Source organism: Pseudomonas synxantha, from assembly GCF_900105675.1.
Lineage (GTDB): Bacteria > Pseudomonadota > Gammaproteobacteria > Pseudomonadales > Pseudomonadaceae > Aquipseudomonas > Aquipseudomonas synxantha.
The window spans coordinates 3,898,378-3,923,186 of record NZ_LT629786.1 but is presented as its reverse complement, the minus strand read 5'-3'; the positions used below and the strand labels follow the sequence as shown (position 1 = coordinate 3,923,186).

The following is a 24,809-nucleotide window of genomic DNA, read 5'->3' as shown; positions in this document are numbered from 1 at the left end:
TATCGCAGGCAAGCCAGCTCCCACATTTGGAATGCGTGTGTGGTCAGAAGAACCGCGTCACGCTGATCTTCGCATCGCGGCCCTTGGTGTAGGCGCGGTCGCCGCTCAAGGCCGGGCGGAAGTTTTCGTTGAACAGGTTGTCCACGGTGAAGTTGACCTCGGTGCCTTTGAGGTACGCCTGCTGCGGGGCCCATTTGGCGAACAGGCCCTGGGTGTTGTAGCGCTTGTTGCCGTACTGGTCGAAGAACAAGTCACCCACACCGGAACCCGGGCCACCGGAGTATTTATCACTGGGCAGGCGGTCGGTGGCACCGATGAACTGGCCCATCCAGCCCACTTGGGCATCCCAGGCCGGGATGTGGGTGCCCAAGACCAGCACCCATTTGGTCGGCGGGATATCCCGCGCTGCCACATCAGGGCCCCAAGGGTTGGTGTAGGCGCCTTGGTGCTGGCCCTTGGCATAGGCGAACGACACCGAGCCAAACAGGTAGGTGGAGTTATAGATCGACTCCAGCTCGACGCCCTTGATGGTCATGCCACCGATATTGCGGTAGTTGGACATCGGCCCCGGTGGGCAAGCCGAGGAAATACTGCCGCCGTTGATGGCCTGGTTCTGGCAACCCACGCCGGTGGCCTTGAAGATTTCGTCTTCGACTTTGTTGTGGAACAGGGTGGTACGCAGTTGCAGGTTGTCGTCCTGGGCGATCAGGTTGTCGAAGCTGGTGATGTTGCCCAGGGTGATCGAGGTGATGCGTTCCGGGTCCAGGTCCACGCTGGTGGCGGTACGGCTGCCCAGGCCCTGGACTTCATATTGTTCGTCGATCACCGGCGCACGCCAGGTCTGGCTCCAGTTGGCGAACAGCCCGACGTTCGGCGTCACGGTCCAGAACAGCGCCAGGCGTGGCGACCAGCCTGTGTAGGTGCGGTCGCTGTAGTCGTGGCCAACGGCCGGGTCGGGGTTGTTGTAATAGGGCGCATCGTTGCCTTCGCCGCGGTTGCGCACATGGTCGTAGCGCAGGGACGGCGTGATCGTCACGTCGCCGATAGTCACCGCGTCCTGGATAAAGAAGCTGTTGGTGTCGACCTTGCCGTGGGGCATGAAGCCCGGCTGGAAGTGCCCGTAGTTGTAGCGCGCTGTGTTGTAGGTGGTGCCGGGCATCCACATTTCGGTTTCGCGGATGTGTTTGCGGATCTGCCCGCCGACCGTCACCGCATGCTGCAAGGGGCCGGTATCGAACAGGCTGACGTTACGGATATCGAGGTTCTTGTCGGTATAGGACGTGTCCATCTTGCGCCCGCCGGTGGCCAGCTGGAAAAACGCGGTGGCGTCACGCTCGTCGGTCTGCTCGGTGTCGGACTGGGAATACTTGATGGTCAAGTCCACCAGCGGGTTGTCCAGGGGCTGGTATTCGTACTTGCCCGACCAAGTGGTGTCGACCGTGTCACGGTGGGCCAGGAAACGCTTCAACGCACCTTCGTAGCCGTAGCGGTCGATGTTGAACTGGGTGGGCGGCGTCGGATAGCTCGCTGCGGAAAACGGCGTCCAGCGGTTGCTATGGGAGCGTGAGTACGACAGGCCGACACTGTGCTCATCGGTGAAATGCGCGTTGACCTTGAACAGCTTGCCGTCCACATCCTGGGCGCTGTTGGGCAGGCGCTGGGGGTTGATGGGGTACTGGTTGTTCTCGTTGGGCAACTTGGCGGCCACCTTCATATCGCCGCCGTCCCGTTGGGTCAGGTAGGCCAGCGCGTCGAAGCGACCATCGTCGGTACGACCATACACCGCACCGCTGTAGACCTGTTCATGGTCATTGCTGGAGTAGCCGTATTTGAGCATCGCGCCGCTGTTGCGGCCGTCCTTGAGCAGGTCCGGGGCGTCCTTGGTAATCATGTTGACCGTGCCGCCGAAGCCGCCATTGCCGGTGAACGGCGAGTTGGGGCCTTTTTCCACTTCGATGCGCTTGATCAGCTCAGGCTCGATAAATACGGTGCCTTGCTGGTAGCGCTCGAAGCCAGTCTTGGTGGCGCCGTCCACGGTCAGCGGTACGTCTTCGGCATCACCGAAACCACGGATGTTGATGGTCTGGCCGCCGGGTTTCAGCGAGCCGCCCTGGCTGACGCCGGGCAGGGTCTGCAACAGGCTCGGGATGTTATTGGACTGGTAGCGGTCGATATCGGCCTGAGTCAGGGTGGAGCGGTTGACCGTGCTGGAGTTCACTTCGTTGCCGGTGCCGATCACGCTCAACGTGTCCAGCTGGATCGCGCCGCTCTGGGTGGTCTTACCCTCATCCGGGCGCACGACATAGGTGCTGCCGACCTTGATCAGGGTGAAGTCGCCATTCTTGAGCAGGGAGCGAATTGCCGCTTCCGCTGTGTAGTGACCGTTGAGTGCCGGCGCTTGCAGGTTCTTGAGCAGGCTTTCATCGAACAGCAGCTGGATTTGCGCCTGTTGCGCCACCTGGCTCAGGGACGTGGCCAGCGGCTGGGCCGGCAGTTGCAGCTTGAACGACGCGGCCTGGGCGCTGAGGCTGAAGGCCAGGCAGGTAGCAATGAGCGTCGGTCGAAGAAACAGGTGCGAAGCGTGGCAAGGCGCGCGAAACATGAAATCCCTCGGTGCGGCTAAATAGCCAGAAAGGTGTGCGTATCAAACGCAGACAGGAGGGAGACGGGGCAGGCAAAAAAATCCACACATGCGAATGCAAGATATTCTCATGTGTGGATTGTGCAGGCTATTTGCTTGGCTCGATTCTCATAATGCCATCGGCCGACACTACGGTTTTCACCGGCAACAATGCGGGCAGGGCGTTGAGCAGGGCGTCCGGGTCATTCACGTCAAGGTTGCCCGACACCTTGAGTTGGGCGACGGCCTTATTGACCCGCATTGGTTGTTGGGGCCGATACAAACTCAATTCGTCGACCAGACCGGCGAGCTCGCGATTGCGAAACGACAAGTGCCCGCTGCGCCAATCGGCCACTTCTTCGGCGCTGAGGGTTTGCTGTTGCAAGGTGCCCTTGGCGTAGTCGTAAGCAGCGCGTTGCCGGGCGCCGAGCAGGGTGACCGGGCTTTTGCCATCCGGTTCGAACGCCACTTGGCCATGGGCAACACTGACCACCAGTTGCTGCTGGCCGCGACGCACATCAAAACGGGTGCCCACCACCCGTACGTTCGACTCGCCGGCCTGTACGTAGAGTGGGCGCTCCTTGTCGGCGGCCACTTCGATATACAGCTGGCCCTTGTCCAGGTGCAGGATGCGTTGGTGGGCGTTGAAGTCCACACGGATGCGGGTGTTGGCATTCACAAACAAGCTGCTGCCATCGGGCAGGTTTAACATGCGCATGCCCTTGGGCTGGGTGGCGATCTGGGTGTGATACAGCTCGCGGGGCGCGCCGAGAGGCGTCGCCAGCACGGCGCAGAGCAGGGCAGCGGCCACCGCCAGGGCAGGGCGCCAGAGGCTGGGCTTGCGCTGGGGCAATGGCACGGGTTTGTTCAGTTGCTGCAATTGGGCCAGGTCGGCCCACAGCTGTTCGAATTCGGCATAGGCGCGCGCGTGCGCAGGCACAGCCTGCCAAGTGGCAAAGGCTTTGCGGTCGGCGCGGCTCGCCTCGTTGCCGTTGCGTGCAAACCAGCTGGCGGCCTGGGCGTCGATGGAGTCGCTCGCTTCGATGTCCAGGGCGTCGATGTCGCTCAGGCGGTTCATTCTGGCTGCTCCGTGCCGAGGTCGGGTTGAAGGCGTCGCTTGCAATGCAGCAGGGCAAAGGCGATGTGCTTTTCTACCATGCTGGTCGAAATGCCCATACGCTCGGCGATCTGCGCCTGACTCAGGCCTTCGAAGCGGTGCAGCATAAGGGCTTCTCGCCGGCGGGGCGAGAGTTCGGCAAGGACTTCTTTCAACTGTTCCAGGCGTTGCAGGCGCAGGGCGGCGGCCATGGGGTCGTACTGCTCATCAGTGGCCGGCTCGGCATCCATTTCGGCGGGGTCAGAGTGGACGGTCTGCCGTACCTTCTGTTTGCGCCAGTGATCGCGCAGCAGGTTGCGCGCCATCTGGAACAAAAACGCCCGTGGCTGCTCGACCTTGGCCCGGTCGCGGTAGCCCAGCCATTGGGTAAAGACATCCTGGGTCATGTCCGCCGCGTCGCTGGCGTTGTCCGTGCGTTTACGCAGGAAATACAGAATATCTGCATAAAACCCACGACAGGCATCGGCCGACGACGGGTCGGGCTTGGGACGAGACATGGATATCCTTCTTGACGAAGCACGACGTGGAAAAGTCGCGAATGATATCGAGAATTATTGTCATTTGTCTCTATTTAAAGAGTTTGCTCGGCTAAATGTGGAAGAGGGCTTGCTCCCGATAGCAGAGTGTCAGCCACCACATTTATGGCTGATACACCGCTATCGGGGGCAAGCCCCCTCCCACATTTGCTTAGTGTCAGCGCAGCAATGTCTTCAACTGCTCGATCCCGGCTTCACCCAGCGGGAATACCGGCAGGCGTGGATTACCCACCTCCAACCCGGTCAAGCGCAAGCCGGCCTTGATCGTCGCCGGCAACCCACCCTTGAGAATAAATTGCAGCAGCGGCAACTGGCGGTAGAACAGCTCCCGCGCCTGGTTCAAGTCATTGGCCAGCACTGCCTGGTACAAATCCAGGTTGAGTTGCGCGATCAGGTTCGGCGCTGCGGTGCACCAGCCTTTGGCACCGGCGGCGAAAGCCTCCAGGGCCAGCGGGTTGCAACCGTTGTAGAACGGCACGTCACTCTGCAGTTTCAGCTGGTGCATGCGCTGGATATCGCCGGTGCTCTCCTTGACCATGGTCACGTTGTCGACCTGCTTGAGGATGCGCAGGATCAGCTCCACCGACATGTCGGTGCCGCTGGTGGCCGGGTTGTTGTAGAGCATGATCGGTACGCCGATGCTGTCGCCAATCGCGGCGTAGTGGGCGAGGATTTCTGCTTCGCTGAGTTTCCAGTACGAGGCGGGCAGTACCATCACCACATCGGCGCCGTGGGCTTCGGCATAGCGTGCCCGGCGCACGGCCTTGGCGGTGGTCAGGTCGGACACGCTGACAATGGTCGGCACACGCTTGGCGACTTTCTTGATGCTGTAGACGCTGACTTCGTCCCACTCGGCATCGCTCAGGTAAGCGCCTTCGCCGGTGCTGCCCAAGGGCGCGATGGCGTGGACGCCGCTGTCGATCAAGCGGTCGATGGAGCGCCCGAGGGCGTCGAGGTCAATACGCTGGCCGTCGGCGCTGAACGGGGTGATGGTATAGCCGATGATGCCGTGAATAGTTGGGTTGGACATGGGGGAAACTCCGGTCAGAAAGGGGCAATCAGTTCAGGCAATCGGCATGCTTGCGCAGGTTCTGCCGGGCGTAATAGTTAAACGCGGCGCCGTGGCGCTTGGGCTTGGAGATCCAGTCATGGGCCTCGCGCCCCAACTCCGGCAGGATCGGCTTGATGGTGCCTGCGGCCATCGCCAGCAACTGCAACTTGGCCGCACGTTCGATCAACTGTGCGATGACGCAAGCCTCTTCGATGCTGGCGCCCGTGGACAACTGGCCGTGGTGCGAGAGCAAAATGGCGCGCTTGTCGCCCAGGGCCGTGGTGATGATTTCTCCTTCTTCATTGCCCACGGGCACGCCGGGCCAGGCTTGCAGGAAGGCGCAGTCTTCGTACAGTGGGCAGAGGTCCATGTGTGACACCTGCAGCGGCACTTCCAGCATCGACAGCGCGGCAATGTGCGTCGGGTGCGTATGGATGATGCAGTTTACATCCGGGCGGCCGCGGTACACCCAGGTATGAAAACGGTTGGCCGGGTTGGGAATGCCATGGCCTTCCAACACTTCAAGGTCTTCGTTGACCAGCAGCAGGTTGCTGGCGGTGATTTCGTCAAAACCCAGGCCCAGCTGCTGGGTGTAGTAGGTGCCAGGGGTGGGCCCGCGCGCGGTGATCTGCCCCGCCAGGCCGGAATCGTGACCGTGCTCGAACAGGATTCGGCAGGTCAGCGCCAGCTTTTGCCGGTCGGTCCACGTATTATCCGCCAGACTGTTTTGCATCTGGCTCAGGGCTTGCTTGACCAGTTGTTCTTTTGGGAGTGCTAATGTCTTGGCCATATCGGTGTCCTTTGGGTGGTTCAATGGACGTCGGATTTGCTGCTCGCCCGCTGCTCGCAAGGTTGTTGGGTAAATGCAAATGACACGAATGATGCTATATGACACTTTGTGTCATTGGCAAGCACGGCTCATCGCTTTCTGCAGGGATTAACCGCAGCAAATGTCTATCCGTTTGAAATTATTGAGAAAAAAACTTGGCGTGACCCTGGAAGCCCTGGCTGAAAAATCCGGGATGACCAAGAGTTATCTGTCGAAAGTGGAGCGCGGGCTCAACACGCCCTCCATTGCCGCTGCGTTGAAATTGGCCAAGGCGTTGAACGTGAAGGTCGAAGAGCTGTTCAGCGAAGACAAGGTCAGCCTCGACAGCTACAGCCTGGTGCGCAGCCACGAACGGCCCGACACCTCGCCGGGTTATGCGGTGCTGGCCCATCAAGTCAGCGAGCGCAGCCTGCTGCCGTTCATCATCTACCCTCCGGCCCAGTTCACCGACAAGACCTTCAAGGAGCATTTGGGGGAGGAGTTTCTGTTCGTGCATGAAGGCCGGGTGGAAGTGGATTTCATGAACGAGCGGGTGATCCTGGAGCGTGGTGATGCCCTGCATTTCAATGCGCAGAAGCCCCACCGCCTTCGTTCGGTGGGAGAGGTGCAGGCGCAGTTGCTGGTGGTGGTGCACAGTTCGCAGGAGTAACGCTTGCCGCAACCTGAAATGCAGTCAGTGTGGGAGGGGGGCTTGCTCCCGATGGCGGTGGAACAGTCAGCTCATCTGTAGCTGACGCTCTGCCATCGGGAGCAAGCCCCCTCCCACATTTGATTTTCTTTGTTTACTGGATCAGCGTTCGACCGGGACTGAAAGCGCCGGGTTACCCAGCGGATGCGTACGCGCCGCGAAGAATTTCAGCGCCACCCCAGTGCCCTCGAACAACTCCGAATACCGCCGCTTCTGCTGACGAATAAACCCATCGCTGCGCCCCGAAACCGAGATCGCCAGGGTGCTGATGCTGGCTTGGCGAATTGCATCCACCAGGTGTTTATCCTGCGGTCCCAAGTCATGGCCGAAGATGCACAACGCGCCTTCATGGTTCAGCAATTGCTCATAACAGAACGACAGGTAATCCGAACTGCGGATGCTCTTGAGCTTCTCTTCTACCTTGCCTTCACTGACGAACAGCGGCACATCGTCCAGGGTCTTGATCGTGTTGTTGATCGCAAAGCTGCTGAGCAAGGTGCTGTCGGTGGACGGCAGTTTGCGTGCCGTGCCATCGAGGTTGCGCACCAGGTGCAGGCCACCGTGCAGATAGAGGATGCGCGTGGTATCGGTATGGGTATTGCGCAGGTCGAAGCTTGAGTCGGCGCTGCGGAACAGGTCATCAATGCCCGGCGTGTGCAGGATCGCCCAGTAGTTGAGCAAGTCGTAGTTGCTGGTGAAGACGGTGGCATAGTTGGCCAATTCCGCGTTGATCGTCGTCAGCGTCGACGGTTGCACCAGGCGCCAGGGAATGTGCACGGCATGAATGGTGTTGATCAGCGCTTCCTTGATCGCGTAGTAACGGTTACGCGGCGCCGCCGAACTCACCGCCAGGGCCTTGTTGACCCGACTGGTGGTTTTCAAGGCGCCCAGGGCTTGTTCGAAGCTGCGGGTTTGCAGGGCATCGAATACGCTGAGTTCGGATTGGCTGAGGGGCTTTTCTTCAACGGTGCGGGCGTTTTCGAACAGCGAGTCGTAGGCGAAGTCTTCCCAAATCGTACGACTGGCGCCGTTGCCGATCAGAATCCCGCTGAAGTCGAGGGCAGCGCGCAGGGCGCTCCAGTCTTCAAGGTGGGCGTCAATATCCTGGAAATCCTTCATTGCGGCGGGTCTACTCGAAATCGGCTGGGTGGTGACTTTATCACGAGCCGACGTTGATCCTGATCAAGATGCGCCATGCGGTACAGGTTGATTCTGTAGGTATAAAGCCTCTGAGGATTGACCATGAGCAGCACATTCTTTATCCCCGCCGTCAACATCATGGGCAGCGACTGCCTCGACGAAGCCATGATCGCCATTCGCAATTATGGCTTTCGTAAAGCATTGATCGTCACCGATGCCGGCCTGGTCAAAGCCGGCATGGCCAGCATGATCGCCGAGAAGCTGGCCATGCAGGATATCGATTCGGCGATCTATGACGGCGCCAGGCCCAACCCCACCGTGGATAATGTCGAGAAAGGCCTGGCACTGCTGCAACAGAGTGCCTGTGACTTCGTAGTGTCCCTGGGCGGCGGCTCGCCCCATGACTGCGCCAAGGGCATCGCGCTGTGCGCCACCAACGGCGGGCGTATCGGCGATTACGAGGGGGTCGACCAATCGAGCAAGCCACAACTGCCATTGGTGGCAATCAACACCACCGCTGGCACCGCCAGCGAGATGACGCGGTTCTGCATCATCACCGACGAAACCCGCCACGTGAAAATGGCCATCGTTGATCGCAACGTCACGCCGCTGCTGTCGGTCAATGACCCGGCGCTGATGGTCGGCATGCCCAAGGGGCTCACCGCTGCCACTGGCATGGATGCGCTGACCCATGCCATCGAAGCCTATGTGTCCACCGCTGCTACGCCGATCACCGACGCCTGCGCCATCAAGGCCATCGAGCTGATCAGCGCCAACCTGCGTCTGGCGGTGCGCGATGGCAGTGACATGGCGGCACGGGAAAACATGGCCTACGCGCAGTTTCTCGCCGGCATGGCCTTCAATAACGCGTCCCTGGGTTTTGTGCATGCCATGGCTCACCAGTTGGGCGGTTTGTACGACTTGCCCCATGGCGTGTGCAACGCGGTGTTATTGCCCCATGTGCAGAGCTTCAATGCCAGTGTCAGTGCCAAGCGCCTGAGCGACGTGGCCCGTGCCCTTGGCGCGGATATCAAGGGCATTACGGTGGAAGAGGGGGCTCAGGCGGCCATCGCAGCGATTCGCCACTTGTCCCAGGACGTGGATATTCCCGCTGGCCTGCGCGAGCTTGGCGCCAAATTGCAGGATATCCCGCTACTGGCTGCCAATGCGTTGAAGGATGCGTGCGGGCTGACCAACCCACGGCGAGCGGATCAGCGGCAGATCGAAGAGATTTTCCGTAGCGCGTTTTGATAGGGGGGCAGCCTTTAGCCGCAAGCGTTAAGCTACACGCTGAACGCGTTTAACTTGAGCAAGCTTGCGGCTTGCCGCTGAGGTCCCCTAATGAGAGTTCTGTTATTCGGCGCCACCGGCATGGTCGGCCAGGGCGTGCTGCGCGAATGCCTGCTGGCGGCTGATGTGCAGGAAGTCGTCGCCGTCGGCCGTACGCCCCTGACCCAGGAACACGGCAAGCTGCATCAGGTGTTGCACAGCGACATGCTGGATTTCCAACCCCTGGAAAACCTGTTGCAAGGCTTTGACGCGTGTTTCTTCTGCCTCGGCGTTTCCTCGGCGGGCATGAACGAAGCGCGGTACACCCACCTCACCTATGACCTGACCCTGGTCGCCGCCAGTACGCTGGCGCGGCTTAATCCGCAGATGACCTTTATCTATGTGTCCGGTGCCGGCACGGACAGTTCCGAGGCGGGCAAGTCGATGTGGGCGCGGGTCAAGGGCAAGACCGAGAATGCCTTGCTGCGATTGCCGTTCAAGGCGGTGTACCTGTTCCGTCCGGGGGTTATCCAGCCGTTGCATGGTGTGCGTTCGAAAACGCCGTTGTACCAATCTTTCTACAGCGTGCTCGGGCCTGTGCTCTCGTTTGTGCGTCGGGTAACACCGGCTTGGGTGGTAAGCACCGAGGCCGTCGGCCGGGCGATGTTGCAAGCCGCCAGCCATGGCGCGCCGCAGCCGGTGGTGGAGCAGGCCGAGATCAATCGCCTGGCTGCGGAGCGCCATTGAGGTTGCACAAGCGCTCGATCTGATCAGCCGGCAGTTGCCAGCGCTCGGGCGGGTGCGGCGCTGAACTGAATCAATGCCACGCCGCCGATCAACAACACCGCCCCCAGCACCCGCGGCGTATTCAGTTGGCGTTCCACCAGGCCGAACAGACCAAAATGGTCGAGCAGCAACGACGCAAGAATCTGCCCGGCCATGGCCAACGCAATAAACCCCGATGCGCCCAGCTTGGGCAGCAGCATCAGCGCCAACGAAATAAAACACACGCCGAACGCACCGCCGGCCCACATCCACAAGGGTGCCTTACTGATAAAAGACAGGCTCGGCAGCGGTAAACGCAGCGCCACCATCACCGGCAGCAGCACGATGATGCTTACCAGCAATGAAGCCAGGGTGGCCCACAACGGGTGCCCGAGCCCGCGCCCGAGGTTGGCGTTGATCGCACTTTGAAACGGCACCACCGCCCCTGCAATCACCGCCAGCGCTAACAAACCCAGCCAATGCAACGTAGTCATTTCAAATCTCCCAGAGGTTTTGCTGGACTCTAGGTTATTCGTCGCGCAAATTTAAATTCCAAATTCTTATGCCGAGCATGCAGCTGATGAATGATCTGCGCCGCATCGACCTGAACCTGCTGGTGATCCTCGATGCCTTGCTCAGCGAGCAACATGTCACCCGCGCTGCCGAGCGCCTGCACCTGAGTCAGCCGGCAGTCAGCCATGCGTTGGCGCGCTTGCGCGATATGCTCGGTGACCCGTTGCTGGTGCGCCAGGGCAGGACGCTGATCCCAACGGCCCGTGCCCTGGAGCTGGCGGCGCCATTAGCTGAAGCCCTGGCCCAGGTGCAGGCGTTGTTGGCACCGAATCGGTTTGAGCCTGACTCGGCCAAGCGCCGGTTTCGTGTGGCGATGTCGGACTACAGCGCGGCGATTTTCCTGCCCAGCTTGGTCCGTGTCCTACGCCATGAAGCGCCTGGCATCGATCTGCAGATCATCCAGGCCAGCCGTGAAGGTATGGTCGATGGCGTGCTCAATGGCGATCTCGACCTGGCGGCTGGCGTATTCCCTGATATGCCCGCCGAACTGCGTACTACGCTTCTGTTCGAAGAGCATTACACCTGTTTGATCGACCGCCACAGCCTTGCCCCCAGCGGCGTGCTCGACCTGCCGACTTACCTGGCACGCCCCCATGTGCTGTTGGAGATGCGCGGCAGCGGCACGCCGGAAATCGAACGGGCACTGAGCGCGATACGTGAACGGCGGCATGTGGCGATCAGCCTGCCGCATTGGGGCGTGGCACCGCAGTTGATCGAGGGCACGGACCTGATTTTGACGGTGTCGTCCCGCGGTTTACTGGATATCGATCATGCACGCCTGTTGACCGTGCCGCCGCCCTTTCATATTCCGTCATTTGCCTTTGAGCTGGCCTGGCATGCGCGGCGGGGTGGAGATTCGGGGTTGCAGTGGTTGATTGGGCGGGTGCGGGGTGTATTGAGTGAATAGACGCGTATCACCAGGATTTAGGTGGTTGCCGACGAGTATGAAAAATCCTCATTACCTGAAGTCGCCCCTCCCGAATGCGATACGGAACGATGTAGGGCCATCGAGGTACAACCCACTCGCGTGTTCCAGGCACTCGGCCCTCTTTCCCCATCGCAGGGAACCGGGCCACATGTTCAAGGCCACTCAAAATTGCCTGGACAAACTCATGGGCAGCTTTGGGGTTTTCTTCGGCAATATAGGCTGCTTCATCGTCAAGATTCCTCAGGGCTGTCCGTAGCCACTCAATCTGCATTGGCGCGCCATTTAGCAGCGACAGCGTTTACCTCGGCAACCGTGGCGAATTCACCCGCATCCGCTTCCTTCAGTGCTTTTTGTATTTCTTCGATTTGCCAGGCTTCACGCGCCAAGTATTCACGTAACGCATCAACGGCGAGAAAGGATTTGCTGCGACCGGTAGCCTTGGCAAGATTGGTAAGTGTCTCGGCGACGTCTTCCGGTATACGCAGGGACATAACAGACATATGAACCTCAACGTAGTGATGTGTAATACAACATACTACATCGTTACTGCGTTAACGATTTGCCCCGTTCGTCAGGGGTATCCTGATCAGGAAATAATGATGCTTTCTGGACTCAACCACCTGACCCTGGCTGTGACCGATGTGCCGCGCAGCGTTAGTTTTTATCATGAGTTGTTGCACCTCCAGCTCGACGCCACCTGGGACAACGGTGCCTACCTGTCATTACCCGGCCTGTGGCTTTGCCTGTCACTGGACCCGATACGCCCGAGCGTGCCGGCGGCGGACTATACCCACTATGCCTTCACCGTAGAGGCCGCGCATTTCGCCGCGCTGGTCGAGCGCCTGCGGGCGGCTGGCGTGCAGGAGTGGCGCGACAACCGCAGCGAAGGCGCGTCGTTTTATTTCCTCGATCCCGACGGCCATAAGCTGGAGGCCCATGTCGGCGACTTGGCCTCGCGCCTGCAAGCCTGTCGCGCCAAGCCTTATGCGGGAATGAAGTTTTACCCGCCGCGCTGAAACATGCAGAATCAATCACCTTCACACGTCTGTCAGAGCGCCTGCCTATGACCTCCTCCTTGCTGCTCGCCGTCCTTGCATCGGGTTTTATCTACGGTATTACCCCCGGGCCGGGTGTCTTGGCTGTGTTCGGCATCGGCGCTGCCCGTGGTCGACGTGCCGGGGCGGGTTTCCTGTGTGGGCATTTGCTCGGCGATGTGGTGTGGTGCAGCACGGCGCTGATTGCCATCGTCGGTGCGCGGGAAGTCGGCAGCGGCGCGTTCGATGTACTGGGGGTGCTCAGCGGTGTGTATCTGTTCTGGCTCGGCTGGCGGGCGATCCGCACCCAGCGCCGCAGCGGCGATGCGCCCCAGGGCGCGGCGCGGCATCCGTTCTGGCATGGCATTCTGTTCGGCCTGACCAACCCCAAGGCGTATCCGGTTGCCGTGGCGACCTTCACGGCGTTGCTGTCCAGCCGTGCCGAATTGCTGACCTGGTCGATGCTGCCGTCGCTGATTTTCCTGAGCTTTATCGGTGGCCTGTTGGCCTACGCGATCCTGATCGGCGTGGTCGGCGCCCAGCGGGTGCGTACGGTGTATCAGCGTCATGAAATCCTGATCACCCGGCTCTGTGGCGTGATGTTTATCGGCTTTGCCATCAATGCCTTGGCGCACGCGTTGCCGGGCTTGTTCGGCAATAAACCGGCCTGACGCATCCACGACCGTTCGTCGCACTGGCAGGTTTTTTCTAAACCTTTGCCGCGCAAAAAATTCGAACTCAGGGCGGGGCGTGTTTTCCCCGCACTTATTTTTGCCCTGGAGGAACCCATCATGAGCCGCATGGCTATCCGGTTACGCACCGCCAGTTTCGCGATGCTGCTGGGCCTCGGCGCCAGCAATGCTTTCGCCCAGTCGCCTGCCGAATTCATCGAGCAAGCTTCGGCCAAAGGGATGGCCGATATCGAAACCAGTCGCATGGCCCACGCCAAGACCTCATCCCAAGAGATCAAGGACTACACCATCGAGGTCATCAACGAACGTACCCTGGCCAACCAGCACTTGGCAGCCATCGCCAAGAAGCTCGACTTGCCGGTAGCACCTCGGGAAAAGATCGTTGATAAAGCCGAAACCCTGATGCCCGAACTCAAGGACGGCGATTCCTTTGACGCGGCCTACACCGCACAACAGGTCAAGGAAAACGAGGACGCCATCGCCCTGTTCAAGAAAGAAGGTGCCGCGTCGGATGTGCCGGAAATAAAAGCACTCGTGGATGAAACGCTGCCCAAGCTCGAAGAGCGTCTGCAAAAAGCCCGAGCCTTGGCATCGACCTATGGCAAGGGGCATCAAGGTGATGGCTGAGGTTATTGTGTGAAATAAAAAAACGGCGATTGGATCACTCCAACCGCCGTTTTTTTCAGGCCTGGTTCAGGTCAGTCTTGGTCTGCGCTGCATCGTCGGCCGTGGCCCCGCAACTGCTGTTCAAACTCACCTTGTCGCTGCTGCCAATGCTGCGGTACTCCTTGCGCAGTCTTTCAAGTTCTTTGCGGTCCAGGCCATCCAGGCTGAGCACGGCATTCTGTGCGTCCTTGGATGCGCGCAAGAGTTCATCGATCTTGATATGCAGGATGTCGTTATCCCGGTTTTGCGTGTTCTGAATCAGGAACACCATCAGGAAGGTGATGATGGTGGTCGAGGTGTTGATGATCAGTTGCCAGGTGTCGTTGTAGTGAAAGTACGGCCCGCTCAGACTCCATAGGAGAATCAGCGCGACTGCCGCGTAGAAGGTCCTGGGGCTGCCTGCCCAACGGGACAGAGTTTGGGAGACTGCAGAGAATTTCATGACCGTTTTTCCTCAAAAAGGGTGATGAAAATACTGACCGCGGGCAGCCGCCGAAATTTCTTTTTACAACTTAGCATTTGAACAAAATTGTGCGTTTTTCTTCCAGATATTTAGGCAGGAACCTACGGCGACCCAAGGCGGCCAAGGCAAGACTGGGTTTTTATCTGGATATCGCCTCATGGATGCCAATCCCGCCTTTGACCTAGCCACGCTTTATCATTTGACCGAGGACCACTATTTTGCCGCCACCTGCCTGACGCACCGACGCTACTGCGCAGCCATCAATGCCTATTTTATCGACGAGCATGATTTCCCGTGGAATTTGCTGTTCATTCGCCTGGGCAGCGCCCCATTGGGTGAGGAAATGGCTGCGGCCCTTGAGCTGATCCGACGCACCCTGATCGAAGTACGCCTAGTGATTCATGAGCAAAAGGTCGAGGGCTTGCGCGAAGTGCTCACGGGGCTCGATTTTCACTCTGCTGAAAAGACCACGGCAATGGTCCTCCAATTGTCAGCGCTTATTCCATCAGAGGGTGAGGGCGATGTGCAGGTCCGCCTGACACGGGATTTGAATGAGTGGGCCGTTCCGCTTGGCAATGCGTACGCGATGCTACCCGAGGTGGTTGCGCATTATCAGGCCCGGCACCAGAGGGCCCTGGACGCTGATGAAAGCCTTTATCACTTCACCCTGTCCGCCGAGGGGCAGGTGAGCTGCTCGTTGACCTTGTCTCTATGCAATGGTGAGGCCCGGCTTAATGATGTCGGTACGCTTATTAACTTGCGTGGAAGAGGCTATGCCACGCGTTTGATTCGAGAGGCCCTGCATCATGCGTCGAGCCTGGGCGCCCAGCGTTGCTTTCTCGAGGCATCGGAGGGCGCCGTCCCGCTGTATCGCAAGTTGGGTTTCGAACGTTTATTCGACTATCGGGCATTTGTTCGCGTGGCTTTACCAGGCCTATGATCAGAAAGCCATTTTGATTTGGCCGCGATCTTCGAGGGTCAATAGATACTGTTTGGCCTCAAGCCCTCCTGCAAACCCGGTCAGCCCGCCCGATGCACCCACTACGCGGTGGCACGGCGCGATGATCGAGATCGGATTGCGCCCGTTGGCGGCGCCTACTGCGCGCACGGCCTTCGGGTTGCCGATCTGCTGGGCGATCTGGCTGTAGCTGCGGGTTTCGCCGAACGGAATGGTCAATAACGCCTGCCAGACTTGCTTTTGAAAGTCGGTGCCGATGAAGTCCAGTTCCAGCTCGAACCGGTTGCGCGTTCCATCAAAGTACTCCCTCAATTGACGCTCGGTTTCCAACAGCACCGGGTTGTCGTTGGCCTCGATCAATTCGCCCAGGCGCACGCGGTTGGCACGTTCCACTTCCCACAGGATGGCGCTGAGCCTGCGATTGCGCGTCACCAGGGTCAGTTCACCGACGGGGGAAGGCATGAGCTTGTATTGGTAAGTCATGAGCAGGCTCCTCGAAAGGGCGTTAATGGGGACAACGCTACTGTAGTGCCAGATGCCGGCGAGGAAACTGCGTTTCTTGCGGTCAAATTCTTCGCCAGCCTAGAAGTTCCAGTAGACCCAACTGGAGTAGTACGGGTACCAATAGAGCCATGAGATCCAATAGAGCGCCACGAGCACTGATGCATGACCTATCGCCAACGAAATCACATTGAGCACGGTCATGGTCAGCGCGAAAAACGTCACGCGTCGGCTGGCATGGCGCGAGGCGAACCTTACGCCGTAAATCGATGCTGCAATCGATCCAAGTATCAGGAACCAGCCAAGGGGAAATGGCAGCCTTAAAAACGAGACCAGCAGCGGCACCACCACCACCCAGCCGACCACTTGACGCAGGATAGGTTTTTCAAGCATGCAGTGCTCCGGATCTCTGACTCGACGAGCTGACATCATTACGATGTGTATTTGTCACCACCGTAAGATTTTACTTAGGTAATTACCGGTCCTGCTGCAATACCTTGAGCGCTGCCGACGCCAGGAACCCCGAGCGGCTTTTTTCTTCCGGATGATTCAACACATATTCATCGATGCGATTCAACAGGTAACCCGGCAGCGTGATGTTGAGTTTTTGCGCCTTGCCCAGGTACTTGGTGACATCGATGTCCACCACTGCCCACGTGCAGCCGGCGTACTGTGGGTTGGCGGCATGCAGGGTGACTTTCTGGGCGCTGGGGATCGGCGCGCCATCCTCTGCCAGGATCTCGAAGTGCCCTTCGATGGCTTCGCGGGCCATGGCCATGGCGTCGTCCAGGTCATCGCCGGCGGAGTAGCAGCCTGGAATATCCGGGACCTCCACGCCCCACGCGTGGTCCTTGTCGCCGGTTGAAATTGCGATGGGGTAAAGCATGTGTGTTGCCCTCCAGGGACGGTTAACTCAACAGAGCCTGTCTCAAAATGCTCTTGGCGGTCTTATCCAGCAGGTCCTTTTTTGGATGAGGGATCGTTACCAACCCTGGCTTCGTCGGGTGCTTGAAATGGTGATGACTGCCCCTGATGCGTACAAGATACCAACCGTCTGCAACGATATGACCGATCAAATATCGACTGTCCACATCACCTCCTTGTGGTGTGTGTTGGTGGTGACTATAACCACTGAAAAAAAATAATCAACACGCTACCTACCAGCGGTAGCTGTGCGGTTTTTCAGCAGGCGTTGAATGAAGTGTATGGGCGCGCAGCCAAGGCGCCGTGGAGAGGTATTGCAAGGATTTTCCGGGGTTAACGGGTATGCAGTGATTGCTCAAGTACGCCAAGAAATGCATCCGCCAATACACTTCTTGCTGATGCCGGGGTCAGTACCAGCAACTGTGCACACGCATCCACTTCCTGCATTGGCTTATAGGTCACGCCCCTGTTCATCAGACTCTGCGTACAGTCTGGCACCAGCGCCACGCCCTGTCCGGCCGCCACCAGGGCGATGATCGAAGTGATCTGCCGCCCGGTCGGCCCAGGCCGCAACGGATGGCCGTGGTGGCGGAAAAGTTGCTCGATGGACTGGTTCAAGCCTGACCCATAGTCAGCCGGAAACAGAATCAGCGGGTAAGTGCTCAGTTGCGCCAGGCTGACCGTCGCCTGGCTCGCCAACGGGCTGTCGCTGGAGACCGCTGCCACCAGCCGTTCTTCACCCAGTGACAATACCTGGACATCAGTGCTTTTTGGCAACAGCCGGCTCAAGCCGATATCCAGGCGCCCATCTGCCACCTGGGCGCCCAGACCGCCGGAGGCGCACTCCACCAAGGTCAGTTGCACATCGGGAAAGCGCTGGGCGAAGGCCTGGATGGCGCGGCTGAACAGGTCTGACAGGGCGATTGAGCTGACGTAGCCCAATGTCAGCTGGCCCGCCGTGCCGGCAGCCAATTTACCGGCGATCACCTGCGCCAACTCCACCTGTTCCAACACGCTCCTGGCGTAGGGCAGAAACGCTCGTCCCTGGGCGGTGAGGGTGACCGTACGGCTGGTGCGATCAAACAGCTTGAACCCCAATTCGGTTTCCAGGGCGGAAATCTGCCGGGTCAGCGGCGGCTGGGCCAGATGCAGGCGAAGTGCTGCGCGGCCGAAGTGCAATTCTTCGGCGACCGTCAGAAAGTAACGCAGCTTGCGTAGGTCGAGCATCCTGGTCCTTGGGTATCAATCGGTCGGAATTCGGTATTGGTTTTAAGCCCTCTGGCCATTCTATAAAGACCGCACAAAATAAAACGAGAAGTTTCATGAAACCGCGCCTGCATTGTGCCCGTCTTGCCCTGTTCCTGTGTGGTTGCGCGGCGTTTCTCAATCTCTATGCCACCCAGAGCATCCTGCAAGTGTTCGCCGCGCAATTTCATATCAGCGCCAAGACTGCGGGATGGAGTATTACCGTGACCACACTGGCCGTGGCGATGACTGCGCCATTTGTCAGCCGCCTGACCCGGCACTTCGAACAGCGCACTGTGATCTCGACTGCGGCGTTGCTGCTGGCCGGGCCGGTGCTGATGACGGCTTATGCTGACAGCTTCGCGCAAGTACTGGTGTGGCGCTTTGTCGAGGGCATGTTGATCCCGTTTGTGTTTGCCTCCAGCGTGGCCTACATCGGCGATCGCTGGCGCGGCGGCACGGTGACCGAAGTCACCAGCCTTTACGTGGCGGGCACCGTGTTGGGAGGGCTTGGCGGGCGCTTCATCACTGGGGTGGTGACCGAATATGTGGGCTGGCGTGAAGCGTTTGAGTGGCTGGCGGTGCTGAGCTTGATGGTGGGTGGTTTTATTCAGTTCCTGCTGCCGGCCAACCGCCCGCGGGTGCAGCAAGTCCAGACGGCTTCGTCAGGCGTTTGGCGCAGGCCGTTGCTGGCCGCTTACGCCGTAGGCTTTTGCGTATTGTTCTCGCAAGTCGCTACTTTTACATACGTAGGTTTATACCTTGGCTTACCGCCATTCAACCTCGGGCCTGCCGCTTTGGGGGCGCTGTACATGGTGTTTCTATTGGCATTGATCGTGATCCCCATCGCTGGCCGCCTCAGCAAAGCCCGCCCGCATGTCGAATTGCTGAGCGTTGCCGCCATCTTGGGCGTCTGTGGTTCGGCCCTGACCCTGATGCCTTCCCTCTGGTGCATTGTGGTGGGCCTGGCACTCAGTTCTACCGGCGTGTTCCTCGCCCAAGCCACTGCCAATGCCTTCACCACCGCCACCGCCACCGCCACCGCTGGCGCCGACAAGGCAGGGGCGGTGGGGGTCTATCTCACCTGTTATTACCTGGGGGGTAGCTGCGGCGCTATCGTCCCGGCACTGATCTGGGAGCGTTGGGGTTGGGCCGGTTGTGTGGGGCTGATCATGGGTTTCCAGGTGCTGACCCTGTTGATCGCGTCGGCCGGCTGGAAGCCCCTAAAACCTGAGCTGATCCGTGTACCGTGACCCATAAAAAAACCGGCCACCAAGGGCCGGTTCTTATGCATTCGCGCCGGAACCATCCCGACGCAAGCGCAAAATCTGAGTGGAGCGGGTAGAGGGAATCGAACCCTCAACTAAAGCTTGGGAAGCTTTCGTTTTGCCACTAAACTATACCCGCTCAGAGCGGCTGACTTTGTACCAGAAGTCAGCCAGGATTTGAAGTTTTTCTTCGAAAAATGTGCGGGTTGCATGTGGCGAGGGCGCTCGCTCACGCTGGAGTGCGAAACGCTCCTAAAGACAGTGGATCTGCTTCGCACTCCAAGCCGCTCCCGTCAGCCTTCATTTCAGATGGCAAACGCCTGCTGGGCGTGACCCTGCTGATACCGCAACCTGCTCACCTGCCGCTCCGGTTTCAAGAAGCCCACCACCGCCTCACGGCTGTCCCGACACGCCGCTTTATGCTCCATATCCAGGAAATGCCCCGTCGCCTGGATGGTGCTGAAGCTGCTCTTGGCCACATGCTGGCCAAACAGCTTGGCATCTCCGGCGCTGGTGTATTCGTCCCATTCACCGTTCAGGAACAGCACCGGAATGTCGATCTGCCTCGCCGCCTTGAGGTAGCACAGCCGGTCGCTGTTGAGCACGTGGCTGATATGGAAGTGCATCTGCCCGTATTCGTGCTCGGCCAGGCTGCTGACGTGGCGGTAGTTGAAGCGTTTGAACAGCGACGGCAGGTGTTTGCCGAGGGTGCTGTTGACCAACTGGCCGACGCGGTCACGGTCGAGGTTGCCGAGATAGTCGACGCCGCGTTCGAGGTAGTCACGCATGGGGGCGTTGATCACTGGCGAGAATGAGCTGATCACGGCTTTCTCCACGCGGCGAGGCCGGTGCGCGAGGGCGACCAGAGTGGCAGCACCGCCCCAGGAGAAAGACAGCACGTGCTCGGCGGCGAAGTGGGCGAGCAGCTCCAAGAGAATCTGGCCTTCGACTTCCTTCGTCAGCATCTGCTCATGACGGTTATGGATTTTTGAGCGGCCAGCGTAGGGCTGGTCGTACAAAACCACATTGAATTGCGGGTACAGGCTTTTCACGGTTTGAGCGAAGGACGCCGTGGTCGCCATGGAGCCATTGACCAGGACGATGGTCTTTTCAGCTGCGTCCGCGCGATAGAACTCCGTATACACCCGATACTGCCCCTGTATATCCAGCACAGCGATTTCTGGCCTCATGTCGTAAGACTCCTGGCAAGCGGGTAGTGCGCGCAGATCACTCTGCACGAGCTTTGTGACAGGTAGGCATACGCCTGGAAAGGAGGGCCCATGTCCGTCCGATGACGGCTGGTGCACGGGTGTAGTCATGGCGGCTGTTTGCCGGAAAGGCCCGTCAATCAAGCGCGGGCGAGGCAAAGTCTTTCTTGGAGATTATGGAGGTTCATCAGCCTGAAACTGGGTCAGACCCTGATTCAAGCAGTCCACACGGCAGGTCGCAAGGCGACAGCGCTGTTTCTTGTCATCACCGGCCGAACGGTCGTCAGACTTGTCGGATCTCTTCGTCAGTCAATGGCCGATATTGGCCCGGCGCCAGCGCCGCATCCAGCACCAAAGGTCCCATTCGCTCACGATGCAGGCCGATCACCTTGTTATCAAAATACCCGAACATGCGCTTCACCTGATGGTAGCGCCCTTCGATGATGCTCAACCGCGCCGTTCTTGAGCTCAGTAGTTCAAGCTCGGCGGGTTGGGTGGTGAGGTCTTCGAAGGCGAAATAGACACCCTTGGCAAACATCGCCGCGTATTCCGGGCCGATGTCCTGCTCGGTTTGCACGTAGTAAACCTTGGGCAACTTGGTCTGTGGTTGCGTCAGGCGTCGTGACCACTGGCCGTCGTTAGTGATCAGCATCAGGCCGGTGGTATTGAAATCCAGGCGACCGGCGATATGCAGTTCGACCTTGTCCGGTTCATCCAGCAAGTCCAGGACCGTGGGGTGTTGTGGGTCCGAAGTGGCGCTGACGCAACCCTGGGGTTTGTGCAGCATGAAATAGCGCGCCGGTTTACCCGCCTGCAGTACGGCGTCATCAACGCAGACCAGGCTGAATTCACGCACGTCATGATGGGGGTCGCTGACCGCCACGCCATCGACGGTCACCCGGCGCTCCGCAAGCAGCAGGCGCACTTGCTGGCGATTGAACTGCGGCAGGTTGCTGAGGAAGCGGTCAACGCGCATTGCGCTGACGCAACCGGGCGTCCACCTGGGCACAGCGCGGGCACAAACAGGCTTGATTGCGCACTTCATCAGGCAAGGCTTCAAGCACCGCCGGGTCAATGGTGACGCTGTAGCACCAGCAGGCTTGGTCGGCGGTACGCGGGTCGGCCAGTGTGCAGTCGTTGCGGGCACCGCAAGCGGGGCAGAGGGTTGGCGTGGTCATCGGTCGGTTCAGGCAGGCATCGGGCAGGGTTGCGCAAGTTCCTGCACGATACAGTGCTGCTCAGTCGCGTTCCATCTCCCTGTCCTGAAGACTGGTATTCGATTCGTCTGAAACAGATGTTTCTACTTGTGTCGTCAGCGCACCAGATTCTGTTTTTGATGTCAGATATTTCGTCATTCAGTGAAAGCTGAATGCCGCTTCCCAGCGTCGCTGGAGGAGCTCTTCCGCGGTCCAGGAGGCCGCCATGTATCGACGACTGCTACTTATCGCTTTGCTCGGCCTGACCCTTTGCGCCTGCGTGCCCTACTACGATGGAGGCTCTACTTACTACCGTTCGCAGGTCTACACCGCACCTGCGCCGGCCTATTACTACGGTGGCCCGCGTTACTCCCCATATGGGCGCAGTTACTACGCTCCAGCGCCTCGCTACTATGCGCCACCGCCTCGTTATTATTCCGCGCCGCGTTACTACCAGCCCGCGCCGCGTTATTACCCGAGGGCCGGTTACAGGCCCTATCAGAACCAGGGATGGGACAATCGCTGGGGCAACGGTGGGTATGGGCGGGGTTCCGATCACGGACGTGGCCGCGGCGGTCACCGTTAAATGTTTTGAAAAACAAGCGGCGCCTGATGCGCCGCTTTTTTTAACCGTTTGTCGGTACTGTCAGATTTAACAGCTATCTTTGGGTTTCTAGATGCATTTCACTACGTGAGGCTGTGTATGCCCCGGTAGAGAATTGGGTGAATGGAACCTGCTATGTTCAAACAACTGATGTGTCTTCTCTTATTGATGATCAGCGTCGCTGCCCAAGCCAGAGCGGAACAAGGTTGCCCTTATCCCTTGATGATCAAGCAAGTCGATGGCCATTTTGAAGTCGTGGATAAAAATGTGCTGTGGCAAAGCCAGAAAGTCGAGAGCCGTGATTTTATCGACCTGTTTATCGGCGCCGTATTTACCCCAAGTAAAGGCCAGGAACGGCAAAGCGGCTATATGGACAGGTGTGTCTATCGATCTGGAAAGGGGGATGTGGTCACCTTGAGGCCGAGCCCGCTTGGCATGCCGACCAGCATGTCCTTGACCGATACGTTGTACTGGCGGCTCGACACCGATCTATTCGGCCTACCGGTTTATCTGTGCGAAGAAAGGCAGCCGGACAACTGCGCATTCAAAGTAACCGGCAAAAAACCTTGACCTGTCAAAAGTCGGATAAATCCGCCAGAGGGTTCCTACCTTCCCACGCCTTGTTGAAGTGCGCTTGCACCACTGCTTCCGGAAGCGTGTTGATGTCCGGCCAGTGCCAATGGGGCGTCTGGTCTTTATCGATCAGGCGCGCCCGGACCCCTTCGGCGAATTCCGGATGACGGCAGCAGTTGAGACTGATGGTGTATTCCATCTGGAACACCTGGGCCAGGGACAGATGGCGAGCGCGCTGGATCTGCTCCCATACCAGATGCGCCGTCAAAGGGCAGCCTTCACTGAGGGTTTTGCCGGCGCGGCTCAATAGCGGGTCGCTGTGATCACGCAGCAGGCTCAAAGCACGCCAGGCACAGCGGACATCCCCCACATCCAGCCACTCGTCGATCTGCCCGCGGCGTGGCAGCCACTGCGCTTCGGGTTGCTGGCTCACCGCTTCCTGGGCCAGGGCCTTGAGCAAGCTGTTGAGCTGCATGACGGTCTGTTCCTGCCAGTTCAGTTGCAGCAGGCCATTGAGCAATTCGTCTTGCTGGTCATCGCGCAGGAAGCGGTCGGCCAGACCCAGGTCCAGCGCATCACGACCGTTGATATGGGCACCGGTGAGGCCCAGGAATAAACCGAGCTTGCCCGGCAGGCGAGACAGAAACCAGCTGGCCCCTACATCCGGATAGAGGCCGATGCTGATTTCGGGCATGGCCAAGCGGCTGCTTGGCGTGACGATGCGCACGGAAGCGCTTTGCAACAGGCCCATGCCGCCGCCGAGCACATAGCCGTGGCCCCAGCAAATCAGCGGCTTGGGGTAGGTGTGCAGGCGGTAATCGAGGCGATATTCGGCAGCAAAAAACTGCGCAGCCAGGGCCGGGACTTCGCCAGGTTGTTCACGGCATTCCTGGGCCAGGCTGCGCACCTCGCCACCGGCGCAAAAGGCTTTGGACCCATTGCCGCGCAACAGCACGCAGACGATTTGCGGGTCTTTGGCCCAGGCATCCAGGCGGTCGCCCAGCGCGAGGATCATCGGCAGGGACAGGGCGTTGAGGGTCTTTTCCGCGTCCAGGCTGGCGATGCCAATGCGGGCACCGCCACTGCCGGTCAATTCTTCGAAGTGCAGGTTCATCGTGACCTCAATCGAGAAGGTAAAGGATGAGTATGATCCCTTCGTGGGAAAGTGCCGGTGGTCTGTCAGATCAATTGACAAGCGGGGTCGGCTTTCCTAGGGTTCGCCTCATTCTTTTTTACAAGACAATTCAACTATGACCGATGGCGACCGTATCAAACTCGAACCCAGCTGGAAACACGCCTTGCGCGATGAGTTCGAGAAGCCCTACATGGCCCAGTTACGCGAGTTCCTGCGCCAGGAACATGCTGCCGGCAAAGAGATCTACCCACCTGGCCCGCTGATTTTCAACGCCCTTAACTCCACCCCCCTGGACAAGGTCAAGGTGGTGATCCTCGGTCAAGACCCCTACCACGGGCCCGGCCAAGCCCACGGCCTGTGCTTCTCGGTACAACCTGGCGTGCCGGCGCCGCCATCACTGGTCAATATCTATAAAGAACTCAAGCGCGACCTGAACATCGACATCCCCAATCACGGCTACCTGCAAAGCTGGGCCGACCAGGGCGTGTTGATGCTCAACACCACCATGACCGTGGAGCGCGCCAATGCCAACGCCCATGCGGGCAAGGGTTGGCAGTTCTTTACCGATCGGATTATTGAGGTGGTCAGTGAGCACCAGCCCCATCTGGTGTTCCTGCTGTGGGGCGCCCATGCCCAGAGCAAGCAGAAGCTGATCGACGCCACCAAGCATCTGGTGCTGACGTCGGTGCATCCGTCGCCGTTGTCCGCGTATCGCGGGTTTCTGGGATGTGGGCATTTCAGCCGGGCCAACAAGTTTCTTGAGCAAAGCGGTGAGACACCGATTGATTGGGTGTTGCCGCCTGTCTGATACGTGCGAGGCGTGTTA

Annotated in this window: 31 protein-coding genes and 1 tRNA gene; 12 read left to right on the top strand and 20 right to left on the bottom strand. The window is 59.2% G+C overall.

Translation table 11 applies throughout. From position 1 onward, the window contains the following. Window positions 1-43: 43 nt before the first annotated feature. The 5 genes from BLU48_RS18235 to BLU48_RS18215 form a co-directional block, all read right to left on the bottom strand. Window positions 44-2,602 (bottom strand): TonB-dependent receptor, encoded by a 2,559-nt coding sequence (locus tag BLU48_RS18235; protein WP_057021992.1) that lies wholly within the window; start codon window positions 2,600-2,602, stop codon window positions 44-46. Window positions 2,603-2,729: 127 nt separating this feature from the next. Continuing rightward, entirely contained in the window at window positions 2,730-3,698 is a 969-nt protein-coding gene (locus BLU48_RS18230; protein ID WP_057021993.1) for a FecR family protein, read from the bottom strand. Continuing rightward, window positions 3,695-4,234 (bottom strand): RNA polymerase sigma factor, encoded by a 540-nt coding sequence (locus tag BLU48_RS18225; protein WP_057021994.1) that lies wholly within the window; start codon window positions 4,232-4,234, stop codon window positions 3,695-3,697. The genes BLU48_RS18230 and BLU48_RS18225 overlap by 4 nt, the downstream gene beginning before the upstream one ends. 196 nt (window positions 4,235-4,430) lie before the next feature. Further along, entirely contained in the window at window positions 4,431-5,303 is an 873-nt protein-coding gene (locus BLU48_RS18220) for a dihydrodipicolinate synthase family protein (RefSeq protein WP_057021995.1), read from the bottom strand. A 28-nt stretch (window positions 5,304-5,331) separates the two neighbouring features. Next, window positions 5,332-6,114, bottom strand: coding sequence for an aldolase (locus BLU48_RS18215; RefSeq protein ID WP_057021996.1), 783 nt, complete (start codon window positions 6,112-6,114; stop codon window positions 5,332-5,334). Window positions 6,115-6,274: 160 nt separating this feature from the next. Here BLU48_RS18215 and BLU48_RS18210 point away from each other — a divergent pair, with 160 nt between their 5' ends. Further along, on the top strand, window positions 6,275-6,802 hold the full coding sequence (locus tag BLU48_RS18210) for a helix-turn-helix domain-containing protein (protein ID WP_057021997.1): 528 nt from the start codon (window positions 6,275-6,277) through the stop codon (window positions 6,800-6,802). 141 nt (window positions 6,803-6,943) lie between these two features. Here the strand turns inward: BLU48_RS18210 and BLU48_RS18205 are convergent, their stop codons facing one another. Next, window positions 6,944-7,960 carry a DUF4917 family protein gene (locus tag BLU48_RS18205; protein ID WP_057021998.1) on the bottom strand — a complete coding sequence of 339 codons (1,017 nt, stop codon included), beginning with the start codon at window positions 7,958-7,960 and terminating at the stop codon, window positions 6,944-6,946. Between the two features lie 123 nt (window positions 7,961-8,083). On the opposite strand from BLU48_RS18205, the gene yiaY reads away from it, so the two are divergent. Together yiaY and BLU48_RS18195 are read left to right on the top strand one after the other, a co-directional pair. Then, window positions 8,084-9,232 carry an L-threonine dehydrogenase gene (gene yiaY / locus BLU48_RS18200; RefSeq protein WP_057021999.1) on the top strand — a complete coding sequence of 383 codons (1,149 nt, stop codon included), beginning with the start codon at window positions 8,084-8,086 and terminating at the stop codon, window positions 9,230-9,232. Between the two features lie 90 nt (window positions 9,233-9,322). Continuing rightward, window positions 9,323-9,997 (top strand): NAD(P)H-binding protein, encoded by a 675-nt coding sequence (locus BLU48_RS18195; protein WP_057022000.1) that lies wholly within the window; start codon window positions 9,323-9,325, stop codon window positions 9,995-9,997. A gap of 23 nt (window positions 9,998-10,020) precedes the next feature. Here BLU48_RS18195 and BLU48_RS18190 read toward each other — a convergent pair whose 3' ends face one another. Beyond that, window positions 10,021-10,509, bottom strand: coding sequence for a DMT family transporter (locus tag BLU48_RS18190; RefSeq protein ID WP_057022001.1), 489 nt, complete (start codon window positions 10,507-10,509; stop codon window positions 10,021-10,023). A gap of 77 nt (window positions 10,510-10,586) precedes the next feature. On the opposite strand from BLU48_RS18190, the gene BLU48_RS18185 reads away from it, so the two are divergent. After that, a complete protein-coding gene (locus BLU48_RS18185; RefSeq protein ID WP_414896207.1) occupies window positions 10,587-11,495 on the top strand; it encodes a LysR substrate-binding domain-containing protein in 909 nt (302 codons plus the stop codon). Between the two features lie 7 nt (window positions 11,496-11,502). Here BLU48_RS18185 and BLU48_RS18180 read toward each other — a convergent pair whose 3' ends face one another. After that, complete coding sequence (locus BLU48_RS18180) at window positions 11,503-11,787, bottom strand: type II toxin-antitoxin system RelE/ParE family toxin (RefSeq protein ID WP_082636613.1); 285 nt, start codon at window positions 11,785-11,787, stop codon at window positions 11,503-11,505. Further along, window positions 11,777-12,016: a CopG family ribbon-helix-helix protein gene (locus tag BLU48_RS18175; protein WP_057022003.1), complete on the bottom strand. Its 240-nt coding sequence runs from the start codon at window positions 12,014-12,016 to the stop codon at window positions 11,777-11,779. The genes BLU48_RS18180 and BLU48_RS18175 overlap by 11 nt, the downstream gene beginning before the upstream one ends. 99 nt (window positions 12,017-12,115) lie before the next feature. Between BLU48_RS18175 and fos the strand changes: the two genes are divergently transcribed. The 3 genes from fos (at window position 12,116) to BLU48_RS18160 (ending at window position 13,869) form a co-directional block, all read left to right on the top strand. Beyond that, window positions 12,116-12,532 (top strand): fosfomycin resistance glutathione transferase, encoded by a 417-nt coding sequence (gene fos, locus BLU48_RS18170; protein ID WP_057022004.1) that lies wholly within the window; start codon window positions 12,116-12,118, stop codon window positions 12,530-12,532. A gap of 47 nt (window positions 12,533-12,579) precedes the next feature. After that, window positions 12,580-13,221 carry a LysE family translocator gene (locus tag BLU48_RS18165; protein WP_057022005.1) on the top strand — a complete coding sequence of 214 codons (642 nt, stop codon included), beginning with the start codon at window positions 12,580-12,582 and terminating at the stop codon, window positions 13,219-13,221. A 120-nt stretch (window positions 13,222-13,341) separates the two neighbouring features. Beyond that, a complete protein-coding gene (locus tag BLU48_RS18160; protein WP_005785958.1) occupies window positions 13,342-13,869 on the top strand; it encodes a DUF4142 domain-containing protein in 528 nt (175 codons plus the stop codon). A 55-nt stretch (window positions 13,870-13,924) separates the two neighbouring features. Here the strand turns inward: BLU48_RS18160 and BLU48_RS18155 are convergent, their stop codons facing one another. Then, window positions 13,925-14,350, bottom strand: coding sequence for a low affinity iron permease family protein (locus tag BLU48_RS18155; protein WP_057022006.1), 426 nt, complete (start codon window positions 14,348-14,350; stop codon window positions 13,925-13,927). 178 nt (window positions 14,351-14,528) lie between these two features. Between BLU48_RS18155 and BLU48_RS18150 the strand changes: the two genes are divergently transcribed. Further along, window positions 14,529-15,311: a GNAT family N-acetyltransferase gene (locus tag BLU48_RS18150; RefSeq protein WP_057022007.1), complete on the top strand. Its 783-nt coding sequence runs from the start codon at window positions 14,529-14,531 to the stop codon at window positions 15,309-15,311. Here BLU48_RS18150 and BLU48_RS18145 read toward each other — a convergent pair whose 3' ends face one another. From BLU48_RS18145 to BLU48_RS18125, 5 genes are all read right to left on the bottom strand, one after another. Then, the gene (locus BLU48_RS18145) at window positions 15,312-15,812 is read right to left on the bottom strand and encodes a methylated-DNA--[protein]-cysteine S-methyltransferase (RefSeq protein WP_057022008.1); all 501 of its coding nucleotides are present in this window, start codon (window positions 15,810-15,812) and stop codon (window positions 15,312-15,314) included. It abuts the gene before it with no gap. Window positions 15,813-15,911: 99 nt separating this feature from the next. Continuing rightward, a complete protein-coding gene (locus BLU48_RS18140) occupies window positions 15,912-16,223 on the bottom strand; it encodes a hypothetical protein (protein ID WP_057022009.1) in 312 nt (103 codons plus the stop codon). An 82-nt stretch (window positions 16,224-16,305) separates the two neighbouring features. Beyond that, the gene (locus BLU48_RS18135; protein WP_057022010.1) at window positions 16,306-16,716 is read right to left on the bottom strand and encodes a type II toxin-antitoxin system HicB family antitoxin; all 411 of its coding nucleotides are present in this window, start codon (window positions 16,714-16,716) and stop codon (window positions 16,306-16,308) included. A 22-nt stretch (window positions 16,717-16,738) separates the two neighbouring features. Beyond that, window positions 16,739-16,921 (bottom strand): type II toxin-antitoxin system HicA family toxin, encoded by a 183-nt coding sequence (locus BLU48_RS18130; RefSeq protein ID WP_082636614.1) that lies wholly within the window; start codon window positions 16,919-16,921, stop codon window positions 16,739-16,741. A 166-nt stretch (window positions 16,922-17,087) separates the two neighbouring features. Beyond that, window positions 17,088-17,981, bottom strand: a complete 894-nt coding sequence (locus tag BLU48_RS18125; protein ID WP_057022012.1) for a LysR family transcriptional regulator — start codon at window positions 17,979-17,981, stop codon at window positions 17,088-17,090. A 95-nt stretch (window positions 17,982-18,076) separates the two neighbouring features. Between BLU48_RS18125 and BLU48_RS18120 the strand changes: the two genes are divergently transcribed. Then, window positions 18,077-19,252 carry an MFS transporter gene (locus BLU48_RS18120; RefSeq protein WP_057022013.1) on the top strand — a complete coding sequence of 392 codons (1,176 nt, stop codon included), beginning with the start codon at window positions 18,077-18,079 and terminating at the stop codon, window positions 19,250-19,252. 80 nt (window positions 19,253-19,332) lie between these two features. Here BLU48_RS18120 and BLU48_RS18115 read toward each other — a convergent pair. The 4 genes from BLU48_RS18115 to BLU48_RS18100 all read right to left on the bottom strand — a co-directional run bounded on the left by BLU48_RS18115 (window position 19,333) and on the right by BLU48_RS18100 (window position 21,653). After that, window positions 19,333-19,406, bottom strand: a tRNA-Gly gene (locus BLU48_RS18115). Between the two features lie 166 nt (window positions 19,407-19,572). Continuing rightward, the gene (locus BLU48_RS18110; protein ID WP_057022014.1) at window positions 19,573-20,457 is read right to left on the bottom strand and encodes an alpha/beta fold hydrolase; all 885 of its coding nucleotides are present in this window, start codon (window positions 20,455-20,457) and stop codon (window positions 19,573-19,575) included. Between the two features lie 301 nt (window positions 20,458-20,758). Continuing rightward, window positions 20,759-21,451 carry a 16S rRNA pseudouridine(516) synthase gene (locus BLU48_RS18105; RefSeq protein ID WP_057022015.1) on the bottom strand — a complete coding sequence of 231 codons (693 nt, stop codon included), beginning with the start codon at window positions 21,449-21,451 and terminating at the stop codon, window positions 20,759-20,761. After that, window positions 21,441-21,653: a cysteine-rich CWC family protein gene (locus BLU48_RS18100; RefSeq protein ID WP_057022016.1), complete on the bottom strand. Its 213-nt coding sequence runs from the start codon at window positions 21,651-21,653 to the stop codon at window positions 21,441-21,443. Before BLU48_RS18100 ends, BLU48_RS18105 begins: the two co-directional genes overlap by 11 nt. A gap of 244 nt (window positions 21,654-21,897) precedes the next feature. On the opposite strand from BLU48_RS18100, the gene BLU48_RS18095 reads away from it, so the two are divergent. Beyond that, a complete protein-coding gene (locus BLU48_RS18095) occupies window positions 21,898-22,257 on the top strand; it encodes a hypothetical protein (protein ID WP_082636615.1) in 360 nt (119 codons plus the stop codon). 153 nt (window positions 22,258-22,410) lie between these two features. Beyond that, window positions 22,411-22,845: a DUF3757 domain-containing protein gene (locus BLU48_RS18090; RefSeq protein ID WP_057022017.1), complete on the top strand. Its 435-nt coding sequence runs from the start codon at window positions 22,411-22,413 to the stop codon at window positions 22,843-22,845. Between the two features lie 4 nt (window positions 22,846-22,849). On the opposite strand, the gene BLU48_RS18085 is transcribed toward BLU48_RS18090, so the two are convergent. After that, on the bottom strand, window positions 22,850-23,962 hold the full coding sequence (locus tag BLU48_RS18085; RefSeq protein WP_057022018.1) for an enoyl-CoA hydratase/isomerase family protein: 1,113 nt from the start codon (window positions 23,960-23,962) through the stop codon (window positions 22,850-22,852). 136 nt (window positions 23,963-24,098) lie between these two features. Here BLU48_RS18085 and ung point away from each other — a divergent pair, with 136 nt between their 5' ends. Continuing rightward, window positions 24,099-24,791 (top strand): uracil-DNA glycosylase, encoded by a 693-nt coding sequence (ung, locus tag BLU48_RS18080; protein WP_005785971.1) that lies wholly within the window; start codon window positions 24,099-24,101, stop codon window positions 24,789-24,791. The last annotated feature ends 18 nt before the right edge of the window (window positions 24,792-24,809 follow it).

Bases quoted from the DNA above. Each gene is read 5' to 3' on its own strand.
- BLU48_RS18095 (WP_082636615.1), top strand. From the start codon at position 21,898: ATGTATCGACGACTGCTACTTATCGCTTTGCTCGGCCTGACCCTTTGC.
- BLU48_RS18215 (WP_057021996.1), bottom strand. From the start codon at position 6,114: ATGGCCAAGACATTAGCACTCCCAAAAGAACAACTGGTCAAGCAAGCC.
- BLU48_RS18160 (WP_005785958.1), top strand. From the start codon at position 13,342: ATGAGCCGCATGGCTATCCGGTTACGCACCGCCAGTTTCGCGATGCTG.
- BLU48_RS18150 (WP_057022007.1), top strand. From the start codon at position 14,529: ATGGATGCCAATCCCGCCTTTGACCTAGCCACGCTTTATCATTTGACC.
- BLU48_RS18210 (WP_057021997.1), top strand. From the start codon at position 6,275: ATGTCTATCCGTTTGAAATTATTGAGAAAAAAACTTGGCGTGACCCTG.
- BLU48_RS18220 (WP_057021995.1), bottom strand. From the start codon at position 5,303: ATGTCCAACCCAACTATTCACGGCATCATCGGCTATACCATCACCCCG.
- BLU48_RS18105 (WP_057022015.1), bottom strand. From the start codon at position 21,451: ATGCGCGTTGACCGCTTCCTCAGCAACCTGCCGCAGTTCAATCGCCAG.
- BLU48_RS18155 (WP_057022006.1), bottom strand. From the start codon at position 14,350: ATGAAATTCTCTGCAGTCTCCCAAACTCTGTCCCGTTGGGCAGGCAGC.
- BLU48_RS18145 (WP_057022008.1), bottom strand. From the start codon at position 15,812: ATGACTTACCAATACAAGCTCATGCCTTCCCCCGTCGGTGAACTGACC.
- ung (WP_005785971.1), top strand. From the start codon at position 24,099: ATGACCGATGGCGACCGTATCAAACTCGAACCCAGCTGGAAACACGCC.
- BLU48_RS18125 (WP_057022012.1), bottom strand. From the start codon at position 17,981: ATGCTCGACCTACGCAAGCTGCGTTACTTTCTGACGGTCGCCGAAGAA.
- BLU48_RS18185 (WP_414896207.1), top strand. From the start codon at position 10,587: ATGCAGCTGATGAATGATCTGCGCCGCATCGACCTGAACCTGCTGGTG.
- BLU48_RS18100 (WP_057022016.1), bottom strand. From the start codon at position 21,653: ATGACCACGCCAACCCTCTGCCCCGCTTGCGGTGCCCGCAACGACTGC.
- BLU48_RS18110 (WP_057022014.1), bottom strand. From the start codon at position 20,457: ATGAGGCCAGAAATCGCTGTGCTGGATATACAGGGGCAGTATCGGGTG.
- BLU48_RS18205 (WP_057021998.1), bottom strand. From the start codon at position 7,960: ATGAAGGATTTCCAGGATATTGACGCCCACCTTGAAGACTGGAGCGCC.
- BLU48_RS18120 (WP_057022013.1), top strand. From the start codon at position 18,077: ATGAAACCGCGCCTGCATTGTGCCCGTCTTGCCCTGTTCCTGTGTGGT.
- BLU48_RS18235 (WP_057021992.1), bottom strand. From the start codon at position 2,602: ATGTTTCGCGCGCCTTGCCACGCTTCGCACCTGTTTCTTCGACCGACG.
- BLU48_RS18175 (WP_057022003.1), bottom strand. From the start codon at position 12,016: ATGTCTGTTATGTCCCTGCGTATACCGGAAGACGTCGCCGAGACACTT.
- BLU48_RS18180 (WP_082636613.1), bottom strand. From the start codon at position 11,787: ATGCAGATTGAGTGGCTACGGACAGCCCTGAGGAATCTTGACGATGAA.
- BLU48_RS18230 (WP_057021993.1), bottom strand. From the start codon at position 3,698: ATGAACCGCCTGAGCGACATCGACGCCCTGGACATCGAAGCGAGCGAC.
- yiaY (WP_057021999.1), top strand. From the start codon at position 8,084: ATGAGCAGCACATTCTTTATCCCCGCCGTCAACATCATGGGCAGCGAC.
- BLU48_RS18165 (WP_057022005.1), top strand. From the start codon at position 12,580: ATGACCTCCTCCTTGCTGCTCGCCGTCCTTGCATCGGGTTTTATCTAC.
- BLU48_RS18195 (WP_057022000.1), top strand. From the start codon at position 9,323: ATGAGAGTTCTGTTATTCGGCGCCACCGGCATGGTCGGCCAGGGCGTG.
- BLU48_RS18090 (WP_057022017.1), top strand. From the start codon at position 22,411: ATGTTCAAACAACTGATGTGTCTTCTCTTATTGATGATCAGCGTCGCT.
- BLU48_RS18190 (WP_057022001.1), bottom strand. From the start codon at position 10,509: ATGACTACGTTGCATTGGCTGGGTTTGTTAGCGCTGGCGGTGATTGCA.
- BLU48_RS18225 (WP_057021994.1), bottom strand. From the start codon at position 4,234: ATGTCTCGTCCCAAGCCCGACCCGTCGTCGGCCGATGCCTGTCGTGGG.
- fos (WP_057022004.1), top strand. From the start codon at position 12,116: ATGCTTTCTGGACTCAACCACCTGACCCTGGCTGTGACCGATGTGCCG.
- BLU48_RS18140 (WP_057022009.1), bottom strand. From the start codon at position 16,223: ATGCTTGAAAAACCTATCCTGCGTCAAGTGGTCGGCTGGGTGGTGGTG.
- BLU48_RS18135 (WP_057022010.1), bottom strand. From the start codon at position 16,716: ATGCTTTACCCCATCGCAATTTCAACCGGCGACAAGGACCACGCGTGG.
- BLU48_RS18085 (WP_057022018.1), bottom strand. From the start codon at position 23,962: ATGAACCTGCACTTCGAAGAATTGACCGGCAGTGGCGGTGCCCGCATT.